At 55.1% G+C, this 22,100-nt stretch carries 22 protein-coding genes; 14 read left to right on the forward strand and 8 right to left on the reverse strand.

The genetic code is table 11. The features are described from left to right. Nucleotides 1–17: 17 nt before the first annotated feature. From WNY39_RS14130 to WNY39_RS14145, 4 genes are read right to left on the reverse strand one after another with little or no spacing between them, the layout of a single operon-like run. Complete coding sequence (locus tag WNY39_RS14130) at nt 18–1,268, reverse strand: ABC transporter permease (RefSeq protein ID WP_342846445.1); 1,251 nt, start codon at nt 1,266–1,268, stop codon at nt 18–20. Beyond that, the gene (locus WNY39_RS14135) at nt 1,265–1,960 is read right to left on the reverse strand and encodes an ABC transporter ATP-binding protein (RefSeq protein WP_342846448.1); all 696 of its coding nucleotides are present in this window, start codon (nt 1,958–1,960) and stop codon (nt 1,265–1,267) included. Before WNY39_RS14135 ends, WNY39_RS14130 begins: the two co-directional genes overlap by 4 nt. Before the next feature lie 6 nt (nt 1,961–1,966). Then, nucleotides 1,967–2,590: a DUF2796 domain-containing protein gene (locus tag WNY39_RS14140; protein ID WP_342846450.1), complete on the reverse strand. Its 624-nt coding sequence runs from the start codon at nt 2,588–2,590 to the stop codon at nt 1,967–1,969. Between the two features lie 28 nt (nt 2,591–2,618). Next, nucleotides 2,619–3,005 carry a Fur family transcriptional regulator gene (locus WNY39_RS14145; protein ID WP_342846452.1) on the reverse strand — a complete coding sequence of 129 codons (387 nt, stop codon included), beginning with the start codon at nt 3,003–3,005 and terminating at the stop codon, nt 2,619–2,621. 159 nt (nt 3,006–3,164) lie between these two features. Here WNY39_RS14145 and WNY39_RS14150 point away from each other — a divergent pair, with 159 nt between their 5' ends. Further along, on the forward strand, nt 3,165–3,821 hold the full coding sequence (locus WNY39_RS14150; RefSeq protein ID WP_342846454.1) for an HAD family hydrolase: 657 nt from the start codon (nt 3,165–3,167) through the stop codon (nt 3,819–3,821). Nucleotides 3,822–3,910: 89 nt separating this feature from the next. On the opposite strand, the gene WNY39_RS14155 is transcribed toward WNY39_RS14150, so the two are convergent. The 4 genes from WNY39_RS14155 to WNY39_RS14170 all read right to left on the reverse strand — a co-directional run bounded on the left by WNY39_RS14155 (nt 3,911) and on the right by WNY39_RS14170 (nt 7,982). Further along, a complete protein-coding gene (locus WNY39_RS14155) occupies nt 3,911–4,624 on the reverse strand; it encodes a DNA helicase (RefSeq protein ID WP_342846456.1) in 714 nt (237 codons plus the stop codon). A 181-nt stretch (nt 4,625–4,805) separates the two neighbouring features. Next, nucleotides 4,806–6,014, reverse strand: coding sequence for an ABC transporter permease (locus WNY39_RS14160; protein ID WP_342846458.1), 1,209 nt, complete (start codon nt 6,012–6,014; stop codon nt 4,806–4,808). Continuing rightward, on the reverse strand, nt 6,011–6,727 hold the full coding sequence (locus WNY39_RS14165; RefSeq protein ID WP_342846460.1) for an ABC transporter ATP-binding protein: 717 nt from the start codon (nt 6,725–6,727) through the stop codon (nt 6,011–6,013). Before WNY39_RS14165 ends, WNY39_RS14160 begins: the two co-directional genes overlap by 4 nt. 1 nt (nt 6,728) lies before the next feature. Further along, the gene (locus tag WNY39_RS14170) at nt 6,729–7,982 is read right to left on the reverse strand and encodes an efflux RND transporter periplasmic adaptor subunit (protein WP_342846462.1); all 1,254 of its coding nucleotides are present in this window, start codon (nt 7,980–7,982) and stop codon (nt 6,729–6,731) included. Nucleotides 7,983–8,288: 306 nt separating this feature from the next. Here WNY39_RS14170 and WNY39_RS14175 point away from each other — a divergent pair, with 306 nt between their 5' ends. The 13 genes from WNY39_RS14175 (at nt 8,289) to WNY39_RS14235 (ending at nt 22,057) form a co-directional block, all read left to right on the forward strand. Next, a complete protein-coding gene (locus WNY39_RS14175) occupies nt 8,289–9,503 on the forward strand; it encodes a Hint domain-containing protein (RefSeq protein WP_342846464.1) in 1,215 nt (404 codons plus the stop codon). A gap of 187 nt (nt 9,504–9,690) precedes the next feature. After that, entirely contained in the window at nt 9,691–10,269 is a 579-nt protein-coding gene (locus WNY39_RS14180) for a hypothetical protein (RefSeq protein WP_342846466.1), read from the forward strand. A gap of 26 nt (nt 10,270–10,295) precedes the next feature. Next, the gene (locus WNY39_RS14185; protein ID WP_342846468.1) at nt 10,296–12,836 is read left to right on the forward strand and encodes a methyl-accepting chemotaxis protein; all 2,541 of its coding nucleotides are present in this window, start codon (nt 10,296–10,298) and stop codon (nt 12,834–12,836) included. A gap of 46 nt (nt 12,837–12,882) precedes the next feature. Continuing rightward, on the forward strand, nt 12,883–13,440 hold the full coding sequence (locus WNY39_RS14190) for a chemotaxis protein CheD (RefSeq protein ID WP_342846470.1): 558 nt from the start codon (nt 12,883–12,885) through the stop codon (nt 13,438–13,440). Between the two features lie 19 nt (nt 13,441–13,459). Beyond that, complete coding sequence (locus WNY39_RS14195) at nt 13,460–13,720, forward strand: hypothetical protein (RefSeq protein ID WP_342846472.1); 261 nt, start codon at nt 13,460–13,462, stop codon at nt 13,718–13,720. Next, nucleotides 13,717–14,085, forward strand: coding sequence for a response regulator (locus WNY39_RS14200; RefSeq protein ID WP_342846474.1), 369 nt, complete (start codon nt 13,717–13,719; stop codon nt 14,083–14,085). Before WNY39_RS14195 ends, WNY39_RS14200 begins: the two co-directional genes overlap by 4 nt. A 2-nt stretch (nt 14,086–14,087) precedes the next feature. Beyond that, on the forward strand, nt 14,088–16,187 hold the full coding sequence (locus WNY39_RS14205) for a chemotaxis protein CheA (protein ID WP_342846476.1): 2,100 nt from the start codon (nt 14,088–14,090) through the stop codon (nt 16,185–16,187). Beyond that, a complete protein-coding gene (locus tag WNY39_RS14210; RefSeq protein WP_342846478.1) occupies nt 16,184–16,657 on the forward strand; it encodes a chemotaxis protein CheW in 474 nt (157 codons plus the stop codon). Before WNY39_RS14205 ends, WNY39_RS14210 begins: the two co-directional genes overlap by 4 nt. A 23-nt stretch (nt 16,658–16,680) precedes the next feature. After that, the gene (locus WNY39_RS14215) at nt 16,681–17,565 is read left to right on the forward strand and encodes a protein-glutamate O-methyltransferase (RefSeq protein WP_342846652.1); all 885 of its coding nucleotides are present in this window, start codon (nt 16,681–16,683) and stop codon (nt 17,563–17,565) included. Beyond that, nucleotides 17,552–17,938, forward strand: a complete 387-nt coding sequence (locus tag WNY39_RS14220) for a response regulator (RefSeq protein ID WP_342846480.1) — start codon at nt 17,552–17,554, stop codon at nt 17,936–17,938. Before WNY39_RS14215 ends, WNY39_RS14220 begins: the two co-directional genes overlap by 14 nt. A 5-nt stretch (nt 17,939–17,943) precedes the next feature. Beyond that, entirely contained in the window at nt 17,944–18,285 is a 342-nt protein-coding gene (locus tag WNY39_RS14225) for a hypothetical protein (RefSeq protein ID WP_342846482.1), read from the forward strand. Nucleotides 18,286–18,849: 564 nt separating this feature from the next. Further along, nucleotides 18,850–20,538, forward strand: coding sequence for a methyl-accepting chemotaxis protein (locus WNY39_RS14230; RefSeq protein WP_342846484.1), 1,689 nt, complete (start codon nt 18,850–18,852; stop codon nt 20,536–20,538). A 481-nt stretch (nt 20,539–21,019) separates the two neighbouring features. Continuing rightward, complete coding sequence (locus WNY39_RS14235; protein WP_342846487.1) at nt 21,020–22,057, forward strand: LacI family DNA-binding transcriptional regulator; 1,038 nt, start codon at nt 21,020–21,022, stop codon at nt 22,055–22,057. The last annotated feature ends 43 nt before the right edge of the window (nt 22,058–22,100 follow it).

The following is a 22,100-nucleotide window of genomic DNA, read 5'->3' on the forward strand; positions in this document are numbered from 1 at the left end:
AACCCCTATGGTGAGTATCAGGTTTTAACCATCATACCATCAGCAACAGACATTCTGTAAGCCCTCAACGCGGGCAAAAGGCTCACGATTGCGCCAGCGCAGATGACACCGATGATCACCCAAAGCTCGCGCAGCGTCGGTGCTTCAATCGGTAACCACAACCCGTAAGAGGCGTCGAGGATTGGCTGCGCGACGGTCAGCCCGACATACAAAAACACCAGACCAAGCATGGCCCCAACGGCCGCCATCACCATCGCCTCGAGCACGAGCATGCTGAGGATCGTAAAGGGCCGCGCGCCCATGGCCCGAAAGATTGCCATCTCGCGGCGACGCTCGTTCAGGCTGGAAAAGATCGTGGCCATCATCCCGATCAGCGCGGTAACGACCACCATGGCCGACACCGCAAGCAGCGCGGTTTCGGCGATGCCGACAATTCCCCACAATTCTTGCAGGGCGACGCCGGGCAGGATGGCAAGCAATGGTTCTTGTGGGTATTCATTGATGGCCCGCTGCAGCGCAAAGGTTTGCAAGGGGCTTTCCACCCCGATCAGCGCGGCGGTCACCGATTTCGGGGTCAGGTCCATCTCGCGGATCACATCGGCTGGCGTTGACCTGCCGGGCACCTGCGCGCCGCTTTGCCAGTCCACGTGGATCGCCTCGATCGCTTCCATGCTGACAATCACGGTGCGGTCAACGGGTGTGCCGGTCTTGGCCAGAATACCCGAGACGCGAAACGGTTGATCCTTGTGCTGGGTAAAGGACGCCAGCCCATGCGCCACGACGATAGGATCCCCGATGCGATAGCCCAATGTTGTGGCGACATCGGCCCCAATGACGGTGTCGAAAAGGTCATCCATGATGACACCATCTGCCACTTCCAGCGCTCTGCCTTGCCGGTATTTGTAATGCTCGAAAAAGGCTTGGGTGGTGCCCATCACGCGGAACTGGCGGTGGCTGTCCCCCAACGAGATTGGCACGATCCAGTCGACATCAGGGCGCGCCGCAATGTCCTGATAGCTTTCCCACGTTACGTTGTTGGTCGCATTGCCAATCCGAAAGACTGAATACAGCAACAGCTGAACCGCCCCCGACCGCGCGCCAACGATCAAATCAGTGCCCGAGATCGTATCGGCAAAGCTGGCCTTGGCCCCTGTCCGTATCTTTTCAACACCCAGAAACAGCGCCACGGACAAAGCGATGGCGAGGATCGTCATACCAACGGTCAGCGCACGGGCAAAAAGCGACGCAATGGCGAGCCTAAAGATCATGACACCGTCCTTTCGGCATGGGCGATGTCTTCCATGTTGATCACCCGATCAAACCGCGCGCCAAGGCGGGGATCATGGCTGACCATCAACAGCGTTGTTTCATGGGCCTCGGTCTGGGCGAACAGCAGATCAAGAAAGGCTGCTTGGCTGGTGGCATCCAACGCCGAGGTTGGTTCATCGGCGATAATCAGCGGTGGCTGTCCAATCAGTGCGCGTGCCACAGCGACGCGTTGTTGCTGCCCAACGCTTAGCGCCGTGGCTTTTGCGTTCAAGACATCGTCGGGCAACCCAAGGGCGGTACAAAGCGCAGCCGCCGCAGCTGCGGGGGCATGCACGCCTTTGCGCCGCGCCGGGGCAAAGCGAAGGGGGAGCAGAATGTTATCGGCGACAGAGCCAAAGGGCAGCAGGTTAAACTGCTGAAAAATAACGCCGATATGTTCGGCGCGGTACTTGTCGCGGGCACCACCTGACAGCATGGTAATGTTGCGCCCCGCGATGTTGACCTTGCCCCGATCCGGCACAATCGTTCCGCAGATCAGCGACAACAGCGTCGATTTTCCCGATCCGCTCTCGCCCAGCAGCAACACGGATTCACCCCTTGCGATCCTTAGGTGAGGCACGGCCAGCGCGAAACCAGCCCGCCCCGGCCAACGATAGGAAACGTCAGAGAGTTCGAGAACCGCGTCAGACACTTTTGGTCAACGCCCCAGATCAAGCAGGGGGGCTGCGCGTTCGACTTCAAAGGCCTGTGCGCCTGATGCGGTGATGATCTGTACCTCGACCTCTTGTGCGTTGGGGAAGGTTTCAAAATAGCCAAAGTTGATGGCGGTCAGCGCGTCGGGCGTGTCGCAGGTTAATCTGTAGGTGGCATGGAACGCCGTGTGGCCGGCGTCGTCGGCGTAATCCGCATGATCATCATCTCCATGGTCATCATGATCATGCTCGGCGTGCTCTTCATGATCGTCGTCATCGTGACCATCGTGATGCTCTTCGTGCTCGTCATGCCCATCTTCGCCTTCAAGCTCGGCCTTGGCATCGACCACAGTGCAGCCCGCCGCGTCAGGCATCACAAACAGATCAAGCGGCGCGCCAAGTGTGGCGAGCGCCTGCGCAATCGTCGCCCGATCGGCGTCGCTTGTTGCTGCGTATTCAAACCCGACGATATCCGCACCCGGTGCTTCAAAGGCCATGCCGACGGTTCTGCCTTCAATCGCGATGTCCAGCGTGCCGACGCCATGTTCATGGGCGTCAAGCTGGCGGGTCTCTTCGGCAAGGGCGGGCAGGGCTGCGACGAGCGCGATAAGGGAGAGTGCTTGTTTCATGATCTATCCGTGTTTTGAGAAAGAGAGGTCAGTCTGCGCAGGTGCCGCATTGCCCGTGAATTTCAACAATATGGCGCGCGGCCTGAAAGGCGCTTTGATCCGTGAGGCGCGTGAGTGTCGGCAAAAGATCGCTTCCGTCATGTTCCTCGACCGATCCGCAGTCTTCGCAGATGGCAAGGACGGGTACGCTTTCGACGTGGTTACAGCGACACGGCACAAACGCCTTGATTGATTCCAGCCGGTGCGCGTGCCCCTGATCGGTGAGGGCAGACAGCGTGCGATACACCGTAGGTGGCGCAATGTCGGGTTCACTTACTTGAAGTTGTTCAAGAATTTGATAGGCGGTCATGGGTCTGTTGGATGCATTCAGTACCGTTAAAACGTCTGATTGCCGGGCGGCTGCGCGCTTTCTCATCGGTCGACCTCCATCGTTGGTGAGAATATTATTTTATAAAGTAACAAAAATCAAGATCGGAACTGAGGGCAGGCTGAAGAGGCGGGCGGATGCCCTTGTGGTCTGGTTCCTGTCAGGTATCGTCGGCGCGAAATTATCCCCAAGGAGGCTCCGGCCCGTATGTCGAAATTTGATCTGGTAATCTTTGACTGTGACGGGGTTCTTTTGGACAGTGAATTGATTTCATCCGGAGCAAATGCCGAAGCTTACACCCGTTTGGGTTATGCGATTACGCGTCATGAGGTCGTAGCGCGCTTTACCGGTATGCCTGACGAGGCCGTTGATGCAGAATTGATGTCCGAGATCGGCAAACCGCTTCCACCGGGGTTTCGGGACGACATAAAACGAGACGTTTTGGCGAAATACAGGACTGAACTGCAAGCGGTTGAGGGTGCGGCGACGCTGTTATCATCGTTAAGAACAGCCAAATGCATCGCGTCCTCATCATCCCCCGCAAAGCTGGCACTGGGGTTGATCGAGACCGAGATGTTCGAGCTGGTCTATCCGAATATTTTCTCGACAAAACTGGTCGAAAGGGGGAAGCCACACCCCGATATTTTCTTATACGCCGCCCAAAAAATGGGTGCGTCGCCGCCGCGTTGTATGGTGGTCGAAGACAGCGTTGCGGGCGTCACTGCTGCGAAATCGGCGGGGATGATATGCGTCGGGTTTACTGGCGGCTCGCACTGCATGGAGGGGCATGCAGAGCGGCTGTATGCTGCGGGGGCGGATGCGGTTGTTGATCGGCTTGATGGGGTCAATTCATTTGCTGAGTGACTGATAGATCGTCATGCTATCAGGCGCAGCTGGCTCCGTTCACTTTGCAGGCGCTGTTGGGAACGCCCGCAAAGCTGGTTCAGATCACGTTATGCGGCCTGCTCAACCTTGATTTCACCGTCATGTAGGAAACATCTTTTGTCGAACAGCGACAGATCGACGCGATTTGGCAGCCGGACGTCATCCACGCTTGGCATGCCTTTAACCGAAAGTTCAAAACGTCGGTCGATCTGCGAAAGCAGGATGACGGTCGCACCTTGCGCGGTCGCAAACGCCTTGAGCCTGCGAATTTGTGTGTCGAGCGGGGGATTGCTGCGTTTTTGGTCGAGCAGTTGCAGGTAGTCGACAAGGATCAGCGCAGGCTTCGCCGTGTTGTCGACGCGGGTTATGATATGGTCGGCGCAGATATCATCGGAGGTGTCGATGGTGACGGACCGGCCAAACCCGTCGGGATCAATGCCAAGCTTGTCCAAGCGGTCCCGTATGTCCAGGACGGTGTCGCTGAGGGTGAAGAAATACGCCGCCCGGTTGGATTTTCCTGCCATGGCGACCAGCTCTAGCCCCAGCAGCGTTTTGCCGTGGCCGGGACGTGCGGCGATTAGGGCCATGTCGCCCGCATCAAGCTGCTGCAGAATGGCCTTGGCTGGCGTGGTTTTGGTATAGACCGAGGCCAAATGCCCCCAGTCCTGAAACCCCTCGCGACGTGCGACTTGGTCAAGCGCTTGGTGGAGTTTGATCTCGGTGCCGCGCGTCAGCAATTTCGCCTCACGCTTCAGTGTGTAGATGGGTGATGACAGTTTCATCTTGAACCTCCTCTTTCGAGCGGTCGACGCAATCCCCCCTTATGCGCGTGCTCGAACAGGATCAGTTCGACATGATACCGCTCTGCATGGGAAATGCTGCCCCGATGGAGGGAGGAGGCCCGAGCAAGGCCTGAATAAGATGCTACCGTGGTCGATGGAAACGCGCAATCGGGTTTCGCTTTTATTGGTGCCGTAGTGCTTCGATCGGGTCCAGCCTTGCCGCACGCCGCGCGGGGAAATAGCCAAAGATCACCCCGACCACCGCCGAAAACAGGAACGCGCCCCCCACAACGGCGGGGTTTGGCTCGAACGGGATGGCCATCAGGTTTGAGGCAAAGACAGCCAGTACCAGACCAAGGATGATGCCAATCAAGCCGCCGATCACGGACAAAACGATTGCTTCGACCAGAAACTGCATCAACACTTGGCTTGATTGCGCACCCACCGCCAACCGGATGCCGATCTCGCGGGTGCGTTCGGTGACGGACACCAGCATGATATTCATGATGCCGATACCGCCGACCAGCAGACTGACCGCCGCCACCGCCGACAAAAGGCCGGTCAGCACGTCGGTAATGCCAGACAGCATTTCAGCGATCTGCTTCATATCCATGACCGTGAAATCATCATCTTCGCCTTCGCTGATGCGACGTCGTTCGCGCATCAACGCTTCGATCTCGCTCATGGCGCGGTCGGATGATGTGCCGTCCCGCAGCGCCACAAAAATCATTGCAACATCGCTGTTGCCGGAAATGCGGCGCTGAAAGGTTTTCATGGGCAGGCCAATCACATCGTCCTGATCGGTGCCAAAAGACGACGCGCCTTTGGCCTCTAACAGGCCGACAACCTCGCAGGTCAGCGAACTGAGGCGGATCGTTTCCCCGATGGGGCTGGTGTTGCCGAAAAGGTTCTGGCGCACGGTTTCACCAATGATGCAGACCGGTCGGCCCGATGTCTCCTCGGTGCTGAGGAACGCGCGTCCCATCGCCAGCGGCCAATCGACAGCATCCAGATAGCGGTTGTCGGTGCCGACCACCTGCGTTGTGGTGCTTTCGGGGCCGTATATCGCTGTCATGGATGTTTGGGCATAGGGGGCGGCGGTGTCGACGCTGCCGATCTGGTCGATAAGGGCTTCGACGTCTTTCAGTTTGAACGCCTTGGCGACAGATTGCGTGCCGGGCCCCTGATCCATGCCGCCGGGCATAATCATCACAATATTTGTACCCAACTTTTCGACATCTGCGGTGACCTGACTGGACGACCCTTCGCCCACCGTGACCATCGCGATGACGGCGGCCACGCCGATGACGATCCCCAGCACGGTCAATACCGACCGCATGGTGTTGCGAAAGATCGCCTGAACCGCCAGCCGTATGGTTTCCCAGATCATCGTTTGCCGCCTCCGCCGCTTGGCTTTCCGTCCCGCTCGACCTTGCCATCGACCATCCAGATCAACCGGTGGGCATATTCGGCCATGTCCTCTTCGTGGGTTACCATGATGATCGTCATCCCCTCGTTATCATTAAGATCGCAGAGCAATTCCATGATTTCACGCGACATTTTGGTATCAAGGTTCCCCGTCGGTTCATCGGCGAGGATCACATCAGGGTTGCCGATCAACGCGCGCGCAATGGCCACGCGTTGCTGCTGACCGCCCGACAGTTCAGACGGGGTATGATGCTCGCGACCCTTCAGACCGACCTTGTTCAACGCCTCTAGCGCGCGTTGTTTCCGCTCGGCGCGGGCCACGCTCTTGTAGATCAGGGGCAGTTCCACGTTCTCAAGCGCTGAGGCCCGTGCCAGCAGGTTATAGCCTTGAAAAACAAAGCCCAGATAGCTGCGGCGCAGGAGGGCGCGCTGGTCGCGGCTTAGGCTGGCGACGGGCACACCGTGAAACAGGTATTCCCCAGACGTGGGGCTGTCGAGACACCCGATCAGGTTCATAGCTGTGGATTTTCCCGACCCCGAAGGCCCCATGATCGCCACGAACTCTCCGGTCTCAATCTTGAAACTGGCACCGTCCAAGGCGCGCACTTCTGCTTCGCCGTGACCATAGATTTTGGCAACCTCGCGGAATTCGATCAGCGGTGCGGTGTCGACCACGTCACGTGCCCTCGGTCATGTCGACGATCACCCTGTCACCCTCGGCGATATCGCCTGACAGGATGCGGGTCATCTGGCCGTCTGTGTCACCCTTTTCGACAGGCACCTCGATGGCGACACCGTCGCGCAGCACCCAAACGGTGCGGGTCGACCCGGCCGTATTTGCGTCATCGCGGGATGGAATAAGCAACCCCAGCAGTCCGCCGCCTTTGGCCTTGTCGTCGTCACTGTCGTCCACCACCTGCGGCGGGGCAAAGCGCAGGGCGGCATTGGGCACCACAAGCGCGTTCTGGTGTTCAGCGACGATGATATCCGCCGTAGCGGTCATGCCCGGGCGGAGCATCAACGCCGCATTATCGATTGACAGGATCGCCTTGTAGGTAACCAACCCGTCAATGGTTTCAGAGGCATAGCGCACCATTGAGATAACCGCCGGAAATGTCCGATCGTCATAGGCGTCGACGGTGAATGTCGCCAACTCGCCCGGTGCGACACGTCCGATATCCGCTTCGGACACGTCAACCTGAAGCTCCATCTTTGTCAGATCCTCGGCGATGGTGAACAAGATCGGGGCAGAGAGCATGGCGGCCACGATCTGCCCTTCGTCCACATTGCGTTGCAGCACCAACCCTTTGATCGGCGAGCAGATACAGGCCTTGTCCAGTTCGGCCTGCTGCGCGTCAAGCTGGGCTTTGGTCAGGTCCATATTTGCGGTGGCACGGGCCAAATCCGCCTTTGCGCGGGCCAACTGAGCCTCTGCCGCGTTCATGTTGGTGCGGGTGGTCACGCCGCGTTCGTCCAGTTTTCGGACCGTGTCGTAATTTAACTCGGCCTCCAACAGGCTGGCCTTGGCGCTGGCGACCTGTGCTTCGGCCACTGCATGGGATGCCTTTTGCACGGCCAGTTGTGCCTCCAGCTGGGTCGTGTCGAGCTGTGCCAAAAGCTGCCCTTCCGACACCGTGTCGTTGTAATCAACCAGCACCTTTTTCATCGTGCCTGACAGCTCCGAGGAAATCTCGACCAGGTTTGTCGGCTCGATAGAGCCTGTCGCCGTCACCGTGACGCGCAAATCTGCCCGGCTGACCGCTTCGGTCTGATAGCTGACGGCCCGCCGCGTCGCGGCCTCGGTATTCCACCAGTACAGGCCGGCCCCAAGGACGACCACAGCCGCGATGTAGTAAGCCCAACGCGGAATTGGATGCCGATGGCCGCCAACCCCAAGTGTCGCTTCGATTTCACTTTTCTTATCAGCCATAGCTATGCTCCGATGCGGATATGCTGGCCTTGTACCACCGCAACGCATTGCATCGGCTTGATGCATGTCAAACCTGTGGATAGATCGCGCAATTTATGGTAGAGACTGAGGGCAGCACTTGGTCGGAAACCCATATAAACAGCAACATTAATGACACGATTGCGAATTCGATGAGGCGGTCAGGGGAGTAGCAATTGACCGAAAATTCCCGCGATTATATCCTTTTGGGAACAGTTATTTGGCTAACATACCGAAACCGCTCGTTTTTAATGTCGATTGAAAAGAAAAGCTCGAAAGGAAATTTAGATGGCACGGATTTCCGAGTTTGAACAATCTGGCGGTGACCGGTTTGAGATCGCAATCAGCCCCGATGAATATGTGGACCTTCTTAGCGGTTTGCAGCTTCGTATTACGGCCTTTGATGAAAACGGAAATGAGGCAGCCGATACCGTAAATGGTGGGACGCTGAGCTTTCTTTTACCGACAGATCAGGCGCAATGGACGCAGGATGCCACCACGGGCGAATATGTCTATGTCCAGACAGTGGTCGGCGGCGGTTTCAATGACAACAACCATAATGTGCAGTATCAAGGGGTTGTTCTGAGTTCGGTGAACGCATCGGGCTACGATACCGTCGAACAGGCCCTCATGATCGGTGGGTTCGGTGAAACCTACGATACAAATTTTGCCAGCACGATCAATTCCTCTACCTTTATTGAGCCGGGCACAGATTTCACCGCTGTGGACCAATCAAACGTGGTCTGGACAGGTGGGGGAAACAACGATGCGACGGTAAAATGGGACGCGCCGGATATTAACACGCCGGTTGTGACCCGCGGATCGGGATTAGGCGACAGTGGATCAACGCCGCCGCCGTGTTTCGTCGCAGGAACAATGATTGCCTGCGAGGACGGGGAACGCCGGGTTGAGGCCTTGAGGGTGGGCCACAGGGTACAAACCCAGCAGCACGGGCTGCAAACGATCCGGTGGATCGGGCACCGGTATTTCTCGAATGATGAAATCGTCGCCGATGAAAAATTACGCCCGGTCCGTATCGCTGTCGACGCATTGGGCCCCAGAATTCCCGAACAGGATCTACTGGTATCGCGTCAGCACCGGATCGTGATGGAATCCACTGCCGTGGCCGAACTTGCTGATACAGACCGTGTGCTGATCGCTGCGCATCATTTGTCACAGCTTCAGCGTATATCCTGCGTTTGCCCCGCCAAGGGGGTGACATATTATCATATTCTGTTTGATCGCCACGAGGTGATATTTGCCAATGGTGTCGCCGCTGAAAGCTTTTACCTCTATAAATCGGCAGAAAGCGCTAAATGTCTGTCTGCTGACGATCTATTGGAGCTTGAGGAAAGCGGTCTGTTGAACGATCTTGTGCCACCCGCTTGGCCAATTCCCGATAACAAGACGCAACGCGAGATCGTCAAGCAGCACGCGGCACGGGCGCGCAAGTTTGCACTGCCACTGGCAGCGCGGAATGTTCAGATGAAAGAGCTTACCTGAGCAATCAGCATCAGCGCTATGAACCGCACGCGCCATGGCTGGGTCAGGTCATGCTGGCCGGGAATATAAGGTTGTATTGCCTAAAATCGGCAAGAACTTATGGTTGCGCTTAACAGCTTGCAAAGACTTTTCCTCTTAAAGGGACCGGCCGGTAGTTGGGCCGACACACCATTAAGAGGTCTTTCTAGTGCTGACCGTATTGCGCGCGATAACGTTGATCTTTGGCTTTGTAGGCGGGGCCGCATCTGCCGCGAATACGGCAGAAGAAAACGCAGTGGCATATGTTCTGGCGCAGATCGTTAACCTTGAAAACGAGGGGTCGATCTGGGCGGCGCTTGCGAAAAGCAACTATCGAAATATGAACTTGAATGCTCAGGAAATACTGGCCCAAGATGACCGGTGGCGCGCGGAAATCGGAACCGGCAGGCCGGAACTTATTGGTCATGTCACCTCGGCTGCTGCGTCGACCTATCTGCGCGCATTGGTCGAAGGATCAGGGGGGCGCATTACCGAAATTATCGTGATGGATGCGACCGGCCTGAACGCGGCCATCAGCAATGTCACCAGTGATTATTGGCAAGGGGACGAAGCCAAATTCCTTGAGACGTTCCCACAAGGTGCCGGTGCGATCCATCAAGGTGAAATCGAATTTGATGAATCTGCGAATACCTATCAGCGGCAGATTTCGATGACTTTGGTTGACCCGATCATGCGCACCCCTGTTGGCGCAGTGACTTTTGGCATTGATGCCGCCGCCTTTCCCTAATTTTCCGAGTTTGTGAGAGCCAGAAAATGCCGATGCCAAAACGCGTGAATATTCTGCATTCAGTTGCGACAAAGTTTGCACTCGCCGCTGTGCTTTCCATCTCGATTGTGGTGCTGCCGCTGCTTGTTTTGCAGACGGCCTCACTTGGCTATCTGGCAAGTGAAACCTTGGGAACCCAAGCCGAAGATCGCGGTCAATTGCTGGCATCGGCTTTGCCTGCGCCGGTTGCCTACCAAAGATATGCCGATATCGATGGCTTGTTCCGTCAGTTCGACGACCGCGATGAAAGCGCCTTTATCAGCTATGTGGTTGTGGGTGCTGATGGCGCGATTGTCGCTGAATATGGTCCGAACACAGATGCAGCATTGGCTGATTTCGCCCGCAGCGCTATCGGTTCCGAAACCCATGTGGTGTCGAAAAAGACCCATCTGGCGGCTTTCCCGCTCATACATGGAAAAACCCGAAACGTTGGTGCGTTTGCAATGCGCTGGTCTGCGGACCCGCTTGCCGATTTTCTGGCGGCCACCCAGCTGAAATCGTTAATGGCCACCGGTATTATCGGCCTTATTGCGGTGGTTGCGACTTTCTTGGCGTTCCACGGCATCATCCTTAGGCCGATGTCTACATTAACAAAAACGGTTGAGGCGTTGCGCCAAGGCGATTTCAAGACAGAAGTTGTAAGCGCCGCGCGGCACGACGAATTTGGAACGATGGGCAAGGCCGTAGAACACCTGCGCGCCGATCTTGAAGATGCGGCTGATGGGGCCCGCGAAGCAAGTTTTAAGCGTGAAGCGTTCAACAACTCCTCGGCAGCCCTGCTGCTTGCATATCAAACAGGAGAGATATTCGCCGTTAACCCGGCTTTTGAAGAGCTTTGCCAAAACCGCATCACACAGTTTCAAAACAAGTTTTCCGGCTTTGATCCGAAAGATTTGGTCGGCCGGTCGTTGGAACTTTTTGACGTTCTATCCAACAAAATGTTGGCGGAAATCGGGGCCGATGATGACGCGGCATTTGCGACGACGATTTCAATGGATGACGTCCGTATCTCTCTCAAGATCAAGCCGATCCGCGATACTAAAGACAATAAAATCGGCTTCGTTCTTGAGTGGCAAGACGTCACAGATGTCTGGAAAAGCACCGCACTGATCAACGAGATCAACGCGACCCAGCTTCGGGCCGAGTTTTCACCAGAAGGGACATTACTCGACGAAAACAAGATTTTCTCGGCGACCATTGGCAGGGCCAAAGGCATGCCAGGGAATGTGACACTGGCGTCGCTTATGTCAAAGGACGCGGAAAATCTGGTGGCGAAACTCAAGAAAGGCCGGTCTTTCATCGGAAAAATGGTGTTTCGCGGCGTCGACGGCAGCGATGTCATTGTTGAGGGCAGCATTACATCGGTCATTGGCACCGATAATAAACCTTACCGTCTGTTCTTGTTGGGGCGCGACATCACCGAGGCAACACAAGCCGCAGAACAAGCCCAGTGGGAGCGTGCGGAGCTGAGCCATGAGCGGGCGAAAGTCGTTGATACGCTGCGCGTCGCCTTTAAACGACTGCGAGACGGTCATTTGCATGTGAACCTATCTGAACCCTTCGCGGATCGATTTGAAGAGTTGCGTCAGGACTATAACAATGCGGTGGGTCAGCTCTGCCAGGCGCTTTGCGGCATCGCCAGCCGCGCTGAGACCATTCGAAATGAATCGCAGGACATTAGCGGCACGACAGAGGTATTATCGCGCAGGACAGAAGGGACCGCCGCCACGTTGGAGCAGGCGGCCTCCGCTCTGGATGATCTGACTGCTGCCGTTCGTGGTACCGCTGAAGGTGCCCAGAAGGCTGATACCATCGTCGCAGAAGCAAAGAAAAATGCGGAAAAGAGCGGTGTCGTTGTTCTGAAAACAGTGACAGCCATGGATGAGATTTCAACCTCCTCCAAAAAAGTTGCATCCATCGTTAAGGTCATTGATGACATCGCTTTTCAGACCAATCTGTTGGCCTTGAACGCAGGTGTCGAGGCGGCGAGGGCCGGCGATGCCGGGCGCGGCTTTGCCGTAGTCGCCTCTGAAGTCAGGGCCTTAGCCCAACGTTCATCCGAGGCGGCAACCGAAATCAACGGTCTCATCGCGCAGTCGGTTGCCCAGGTAAAAATCGGTGTGGATTTGGTTGGCGAGACGGGCAAGTCCTTGGAGGAAATCGCGACCTCTGTACATGATATCTCAACACAGGTTTCCGAAATCGCGATTTCTGCCAGCCAGCAATCTTTGAACCTAGAAGAAATTAACGGTTCGGTCACGAAGCTTGATCAATCGACGCAGCAAAACGCGGCGCGGCTGGAGGAGACAACCGCCGCAAGTGATGCCCTCAAACGGGAAGCGGCGGCGTTGGTGGAAACCATCTATCACTTCCAATTGGCGGAACAGGTTGTCGACTTTGCCAAACCCAAACCCAAAGCCAGCGCCGGAACCGTCCAGAAACCAAAAATGGGAAAAATTGAACGTATGAAACCGCCTGTGAAACAAGCGGTTGAGAGCGCGGCCACGGGCACATGGACAGATTTCTGATGCGGATAATGATCATGTGCATGGACATTCAGGAAAGGATCGTTCGATGGCGCTATGTCTAAGCGATCCGTCTATTTGGCCGGATCAAACCCAAGAGTTTTTTGTCGCCCAAGGTGAGTTCCAAGTGAGTGACGCACCTGATGTGGTTCTTAAAACACTGCTGGGGTCCTGTGTGGCGACATGCCTTTTCGATCCTGTGGCGCGTGTTGGCGGGATGAACCATTTCCTGCTGGCGACGGGGCCGGATGGGGGCACCCATTCAGAACGATATGGGCTTTTCGCGATGGAGATATTGATCAACGGGTTGCTGAAGCTTGGGGCCAGAAAATCACGATTGCGCGCCAAAATTTTCGGCGGTGCGACAATGTCGGGACGCATGGGCCATATCGGCGCGAAGAATTGCGAGTTTGCGATCAGCTTTCTTGAGATTGAAGGCATGCCCGTGGTCGCAAGCAGCTTGGGCGGGGGGCAGGCGCGGGCGATACGTTTTACACCGACGACAGGGCGGGTCAGCCAATTGTTGGTCGATGATGACGACACCGGCGTCTTGACGCAGCACGCGCCAAATCGGTCTTTGGAAGATATTCAGTTTTTCGGGAAATGATGTGATGGCCTGTACAATAATGCTCCCCGATAGATTGCACTCTGGCAAGGCAAACGACCTGATCCAGTTGCTTGCCAACCACAGCGGCCAAGACATCAAAATCGACGGTCGAAAGGTTCTCTCGGTTGGTGCGCGGGCTGCAGAAATACTCATGCGCTTTCAAAAGTTTTGCCTGTCGTCCGGACATAGCTTCCAAATTGAAGCCTCCGCAGATTTTAAAGACGATTTGAGGCTTTTGGGAATGGCTGGCGCATTACTAGGAGAGGAACGGCCGCTATGAGCATTTGTATTCTGGCGATTGATGATTCCCGGACGATGCGTGATCTGCTGCGCATGACCCTGGAGGACGCGGGGTTTTTCGTCACGACGGCAGAAGACGGTGCCGATGGCGTGCAAAAACTAGCTGACGCAAACCCTGATGTGATTATCACGGACATAAATATGCCGGTTATGGATGGGTTTGGATTTATTGAAACCGTCCGTGGGTCTGGTCGGAATAAATCCGTGCCCATTCTTGTCCTAAGCACGGAAAACAGCGCCGAGCTCAAGGACCGGGCACGCAGTGTTGGCGCGACGGGTTGGATCGTAAAGCCCTTTAACGACACCCGGTTGGTCTCGGCGATCCGTCGCGTTGCAAGGTTGTGAACATGTCCTCACTTACTGAACTACGCCAAATATTTTTCCAAGAATGTGAGGAACAGCTTGAGGATCTGACCGATGGTTTGAATGCGTTAGAGGCGGTCGCTGACGGTTCAAACCCCGACCCCGATGAGGTCAATAGCATGTTTCGCGCGGTACACTCGATCAAGGGGGGCGCCGCGTCTTTTTCCCTTGATGCGATTGCACAGTTTGCGCACGCGTATGAAACTATTTTAGATGAATTGCGAGGTGGGCAGCTTTTAATATCTTGTGAAGTGTTACCAATTTTTTACCGCGCAGCAGATTATCTGGCGGATTTGATTGCGCTAGGTGCGGCGGGTTCAGAACCTGATCCGGATGCTCTGGCACTTCAGATGTCCGAGGTGAAAGCCCTATCCCAGACAGCGCTGGTGCCAGAGCCTGAGGATGATTTGCTCGCCGCTTTTGTGCCGCTCGCGATGGGGGATGAGGGGCCTTTGCCCGCTGATGTTGAGTTGGAAGGGCCCGCTTTCGAAATCTCATTCGCGCCGACGGCTGCGTTATATGCAAACGGGCATGAGCCCGCCCATCTATTTCGTGAACTTGAAACGCTGGGGCGGCTGATAACGCGCGTGGAGTTAAGCGGCCATGGGCAGTGGGACGATCCCGAGCCGGCGATAACATGGCGGTTGAGCCTTTCCACGGATCGGTCCGAGCGAGAAATTCGCGAGATATTTGAGTTTGCGGAGCCATATGCTGAGTTTCATATTTCAACCAATACCGGCACGGAGGCTGTTAGTCCGCCGCCCTTGATGGAAGCTGATGTCGAAGGGGCCGAGATTGATGATACGTCGATCAAGGCTAAAACCGACAGCCTAGCCGCAAGTCCGGCAGAGCAGACACCCAAACCGCGCACATCGCATAAATCGACGGTTCGCGTCGATTTGGGCCAGGTTGACGAGCTGATCAATCTGGTTGGGGAGTTGGTGATAACCCAATCTGTGATGACCCAATCGCTTTTGGAGCACAGCGGTGTGGTCAGCAGAAAGGTGGCGGCGACGCTGGACGATTTCAAATCCCTCACAAGAACCATTCAGGAGGGGATCATGGCAATTCGCGCGCAATCGGTGAAGCCATTGTTCCAGCGGATGGCCCGTATTGTACGCGAAACAGCGCAAATCGCGGGCAAAGAGGTGCGGTTCGCGGCGGAGGGAGAGGATACCGAGGTCGATCGCATAATGATCGAACGCTTGGTTGATCCTTTGACCCACATTTTAAGAAACGCGGTGGATCACGGCGTTGAAGCGGGGCCACAGCGGATCCAATCTGGAAAAGACGAAGCTGGATGCATTACGCTAACGGCGGCGCATCGGTCCGGTCGCGTGGTGATCGAAGTCTCTGACGACGGTGCTGGCGTACAGAGGGACAAAGTTTTGGCCTCGGCCATCGCCAAGGGTCTTGTGCCCGCGACGGCCCAGTTAAGTGATGGTGAAATAGACCGGCTGCTTTTCATGCCAGGGTTTTCGACTGCGGACGAGGTAACAAATCTTTCCGGGCGCGGCGTCGGGATGGATGTCGTGAACAGTGAAATCCGCCGTCTTGGCGGCCGGGTTGCGATCATTTCACACCCAGGAAAAGGGACGACCATTTCCATAAGCTTGCCGCTTACACTTGCGGTTCTTGACGGGATGATCGTTGAAGTGGGCGAAGAAACCTTAGTGGTGCCCATTTCGGCGATCCTTGAAACCATTCGCCCTGATGCATCGCAGATTCATCAAATCGGCCCGTCCTCTCGTATGGTGGCGGTCCGCGATATGATGGTTCCCATCATCGAGCTGGGGCAGGTCTTTGGATATCAAAGCGGCTCTGCCCCTCGCCACGGACATATCTTGTTTATTGTCGAGGATGAAAAAGGAACGCTTTTCGCGCTTGCCGTTGATCAGATCCGGGATCAGCGGCAAGTCGTTATTAAAAGCCTTGAATCGAATTATGGTCACGTGCCTTTCGTCGCGGCGGCTACAATATTAGGGGACGGTCAAATCGCCCTTATCGTCGATTTAGACGAAATCACCCACCGAATATCCAACACAACATCGACTTCTGTGAAGCACAAGAGGGCATACGCATGAGTTTTGAAGAGCGAAGAAAATCCATGAAGAAGATTGAATTCATTACGTTTTCAATCGGCGAGCAAGATTTCTGCATGGACATCATCCTGGTGAGAGAGATCCGCGGCTGGAGTAAGGCCACAACGCTTCCGCACTCTCCTGCGGACGTGTTGGGGGTGATGAATTTGCGCGGCGCTGTTGTGCCCATTGTCGATCTGTCGGCGCGTTTGGGTCTGGGGCGATACGACGCTACTGATCGTGACGTGATTATCATTACGCTCATCGGGAACCAGACTGTCGGGTTCGTTGTGACCGCCGTGTCCGACATTGTGGAGCTGTCACATGACAACATTCAGCCGATGCCAAATATCGGCGAGGGCACCGAAAACAGGTTCGTAAAAGGGATTGTCACATCTGACGACAAAACCCTGCGCGTTTTGGACATTAACAACATAGGGGACTCTATGGCCCAAGCGTGTGAAATTGCATGAGAAGCAAAGTCACCTCCATAGCCATGGGTCGCGGTGAAATACTGTTGTCGACCACTGCATTTAACGGCATCCGCGCGCTTCTCAAAAGCAAAACGGGGATCCATCTTGAGGAAAGCTCAAACAGTTTGATCCTGTCACGGCTTTCGTCCCGCGTGCGGCGTCAGAAATTGCCGGATTTTGATGCTTATCTTGAGCATGTTTGCACCCCAGGTGGCGCGCAAGAACTGGTTCAGATGATCAATGCATTGACGACCAACACCACGCGGTTTTTTCGTGAGCCCGGCCATTTTGACCTGCTCAAAACCGAGGTGCTGCCGAATTTGATTGAAAAGGCGAAACGAGGTGAGCGCATAAGGCTCTGGTCGGCGGCATGCGCAAGCGGTGAAGAGGCATATAGCATTGCCGCGCTTGTTCTCGACATTTTTCCTGATGCGCTGGATTTCGACATCCGCATTTTGGGAACCGATATCGATACGCATATGTTGCAGCATGCGAAGACCGGTATTTACCCTAAAAGGTCAATGAATGGGGTGTCCGAGCCCTATATCGGTACACTATTCGAGGCTGATCGGGGCGACGGAAAGCTGCATATCCGCCAATCGTTAAAAGACATGACGACATTCCGGTACCTAAACTTTGTGGAACCGTGGCCGGTGCGCGGCCCATTTCACGTGATTTTCTGTCGAAATGCCGCGATTTATATGGACCCTGAAACGCAGTCGCGCATTTGGCAGGGCTTGGAAAACGTTTTGGATCAAGAGGGTACGCTTTTTATCGGTCACTCTGAACGCATTGGTGCTGATTTGGCCCTTCAACTTGAGCTGTTCGGCCCGACGTCTTTTCGCCGACCGTTAAGCTTTTTAGGGCAGAACATGAGCAAAAAGGAGCGCGGCGATGTCACTACGTGAAACTGTAAAAATACTCGTCGCTGATGATACAAGCGTAAGCCGGGGGCTTATTTGCAATGCATTGTACGAGATCGGTTTTACAAATGTAGATGTTTGTAATTCGGGTGACGCTGCCTTTGTCAAAGCGACGCGAGAGGGGTTTCATCTGGTGATTTCGGACCAGAATATGCCGGGTATGTCGGGGTTGGAGCTATTGGCGAACCTGCGGTCACAGAAAAACACCGCGCGGATCGGTTTTATATTGATAAGCGGTGCTATGAACCGGGAAACTCTTGTCGCGGCCCAAAAATGGGGGCTGAACAATTTCCTGACCAAGCCGTTTGATACGCCCAAAATGAAGGCCTGCCTTGAAACCGTGATTGGCCGCCTGTGACTTCGGTGGCGTTGACATGGGCTGAGCTTTTTCAGGGTCTTGAGAGTGAGTTAACCAATGTTGAACACATGGCGCGCCGGGTAGATGAAACAATGATGGCAGTGTTGATGCGAGGCGAAAAACTGCCAGATGATCAAGCTACAGTGCTGCAAGAAATGGATGTTCTCATCCAGACGGTGGAAGACCTCAGAAATTTTTCGGCACATCTGAAAACCGAAATGGTTACCTGTCAAAGCATTGAAATTGCATCTGCTTTAGAGGTTTTACGCCTTGCTCGCGTTCGGGCTAATTTAAGTCAGGTTAAGCACGATAAAACATCGGATCATGGGCAAGTTACCATTTTCTGAGCGTCACTCTCCACACTTTCTAAACTCTTTTGGACAATGCTGACGTTCATGCGGGTTGCCCATCTGCGTTGATGAATGAGCAGGCGACAGGCCCCCACATAAGCCGACCCTATTGCCGTCAGCATCTTGATGAAAACGGTCGGGTCCGAAAAATGGAGTCTGTGAGTAATTGACTGGTTTAGCTGAAATCCGGCGAACAACAGGCGGCAGGACAACAGGTCCGCTCTTTGCATGTGCGCCATGGATTCTGGCCGCGTTTTGTCTGGTGGTATTTGTCGGGCCATTGACATCTATCCTATCGAACGCGGGGCGGCTTGACCGGCAGGACCTGTATATCGTCTTGTCATTTGGTGTCTCTGATCGCTTTCAAGAACAACTTGATCGGGCAGGTGGCAGGGAAGTGGGGCCGGTTCGCCCCTTGTTTAGTCAGTTTGTCACCGTCTCTCCGGCGGGGCATTCCCGATTGATGCTGGCAGGGTATCGTCTGCTCCCAGCGGGCCTATTGGCCGATATTTGTGGCGTTTCAGGTGACGTATCGTTGCCGGTGGTACGGAACTCGTGAAAATGGAAATTAATTCACTCAGGGCGTCAGTGAAAATGGTCTTTGCGCTTGCGATCGCCTTGGTCCCTTGCGTCCTGATCGCCGCGTTTGTGGTGGGGGGCAACTATATTTGGGCTGTCTCCGTCTCTCTTTGTTTTTTGGTTTTCGGTGCCTTGATGGCGCGCGGGCAGCGATTGTTGACAACCATTGGGGCCGCACTTGCCCTGATGGGGCAAGCCATTGCTTTGAATGGGGCTTTTCAGGGACATGCGTGGCAGATTGATAGCCATATGCTGTATTTTGCGCTGCTTGCCTCATTGGTCATTTTACGCAGTATACCTGCTTTGCTTTTCGCGGCAGCAATCATCGCCCTTCACCACGCATCGCTTTCCGTGTTGATGCCTTCCCTGATTTATCCCACCGGCGGGCTATGGGAAAATATCGAGCGGACCTTGCTTCACGCTGGAATTGTCGTGTTGGAAACGGTGGCGCTCGTGATCACTGTCTTACAGCTGGTACGTCTGGAGCGCGCGACGCAACTGAAGACGAATGAACTGCTGGAGAGCTTGGCAGTTTCTGATGCTGCACGCAAAGAGGCGCAACTCTCTCAAAAGCAAGCCGAAGAAGCCAAGCAAGACGCGCAGCAGGCGCAGGAACGGGCCGAGGCAACTGTGCTTCAACTCGAGGCCGCAGAGGTGACTCGGCAGTCAGCTGAGATTGAAAAGCATAAGATTCAGAAAAATCACGACGAACGAGATAAGGCAAAATCGCAAGAGCAGGCCTTGGTCGTTGAGGCATTGCGCATCGCGTTGAGGCGGTTAGGAACGGGTGATTTGACCGCGCGTATCTCTCGGTCGCTGCCAAAGGAATATGACGAACTGAGAGATGGCTTTAATGCCGCTGTCCGCTCGCTCGAGGAAATGGTGTCTGAGGTTGCGACGCGGTCGATGCAGATGGATGCGGAGATTCACGAAATTTCTATGTCGACCAACGATTTGGCTCTTCAGACTGAACAGCAGGCCATGACGCTTGGCAGCACGTCTTTGGCATTGGGTGCATTAACGCGGATTGTCAAAGAAAACGCCGATAGCGTTGATGAGGTGAACGGTTCGTCGCAAAGCGCCCAATTGAGCGCGAAACAAAGCGGCGAAATTGTATCTGATGCGTCCGTTGCAATGCAATTGGTCATGGGTGAAGCGCAGGAAATCGCTAAGATTGTCGAGGTTATTGATGCCATATCATTTCAAACCAATCTTCTTGCGCTAAATGCGGGGGTTGAGGCGGCGCGGGCAGGCGATGCTGGCCGCGGCTTTGCCGTTGTCGCATCAGAAGTGCGCGCGCTGGCGCAACGTTCCGCAGAAAGTGCGACGGATATCAGGACAATAATCAGCCGTTCTGAGGAGCAGGTGGCAAGGGGGTCGAACAAGATCTCGGACAGCGTGTCGGCACTTGAGAAAGTGGTGGCGGCTGTGCAGGGGATAACAGAGAGAATGGAGCTTATCGCAGGCAGCACGCAACAACAAAGCGTGGAGATATCATCAGTCAATGCGTCGGTTGGTGATCTGGGCGCTGCGACCCAGCGAAATGCTGCGCAGTTCGAGCAAACGAATGCTGCCTGCCTCAGTCTTGCTCAAAATGCCAGTACCTTGCGGGAACTGACGGAGCGTTTCAAAACCGCCAAGACGGAGATGGAGAACTGGAAAGTAGCTTAGGGACTGGCGGGCATAATCTGGTGCCGTTAGAAAATGTCGCTACGTTTGCCCCTTCATTGCCCCCGTCTAAGATGGGTCGCAAGACGCGCGACATCTGAGGTGATTGCGTAAATATGAGAGTGTGATCTGCGGACTGCTTCGCACTTATCGAATATTCCTAGAGTTGTGTTTCGCTTGCTCCGGATCACCGGTTTTGCGTTCTCCTTATGTGACAGGGCAGGCATGAAATAGTCTCGCTCAGCTGCGAAATATGCCCCACCAAAAGCGGGACGCACCGTGCCTTAGCGCCTGGGTATCGAAGTCGCTGACCATCCAATGGACGTACCAATTGCACAAGGGACGCCGCGTACTCGCAGAACACCGATCTGAGGGTTATAGATCAGAAGTCAATATTTTCCGCGCGTTAAAATCTGGATGGCGACATTCGCTTTTCTTTACCCTAGTGTTCGGTTGAGCGCAGGTAAGGCAAGGAAAAGAAGCGATGGCAAAACCCGAGATTCACACGATGGAAGAGCTGTCAGCGGCGATTGGCGTTTCGCGGCCAACCTTGTCGCGGTATTTTCAGGATCCGACCAAGGTCAGCAAATCCTCGGTTGAGCGGATCCGCCGCGGGTTGGAGCAGGTTGAATATATTCCGAATTTCTTTGCGACGCGGATGAACAGAAAGACGACGGGGATGATTGGCGTCATCATTCCCTACCTAAACGACCTGTTTTTCACACGTTTGCTTGAATCGATTGAGCGCGCGGCCATGCGGGCGGGGTACACTGTTATTACGCAGTGCTCGCATTCCGACCCCGAGATCGAGGCCCGCGCTGCCGAGACATTTTTATCGATGAATGTGGATGGGGCCGTTGTGGCACCTCTTGGAAACCACAGCGATCTTAATGTGTATGAAAGGCTGAATTCGCGGCTGCCTTTTGTGTTGATGGATTCGCGCCCGGCGCGGCTGTCCGGTGTGGACTTTGTTGGCACGGATCATGTTCAAAGCACTGGCCTTATTACCGAATATCTGACGCGCGTGGGCGGCCCGCCGGTGTTTTTGGCGATGCCGCGGGTGAACTTTAACGCCCTTGAACGCGAGATGGCATATACATCCAAAATGGAAGAATTGGGGCTTGAGCCGACCATCATCGGCATGGAGTCCCTGAACGCGGAGGGGCATTTTGAGGCGCATGGCCTTGCCGTGCTCGATCACTATTTTTCCAAGGGGGACTTCATAAACGCGTCGATCCTATGCGCTAATGACCGTGTGGCGATTGGTGCATTGCGGGCTGCAGCACAGCATGGGCTTGAGCCTGGGACCCTGCGCCGCGGCGGTTTGCGAATCGCTGGCCACGACGATTATCCGCTTTCGGAGTTCATGATTCCGACATTAACGACCGTCGCACAGAACGTTCAGGCGATCGGGCAGGCGGCTGTGGACCGATTGATAGAAAAGTTGCGCGTGGAAAAACCTCAGTCCAATCAAACGGTTCAACTTATGGACGGTGTTTTAAAGGTGCGCCAATCCGCTTAACACTGTTTGGATTGCTGCGTTGCAGCGTCTAAACCTGAAATAT

Source organism: Sulfitobacter sp. AS59 (assembly GCF_038899995.1).
GTDB lineage: Bacteria > Pseudomonadota > Alphaproteobacteria > Rhodobacterales > Rhodobacteraceae > Sulfitobacter.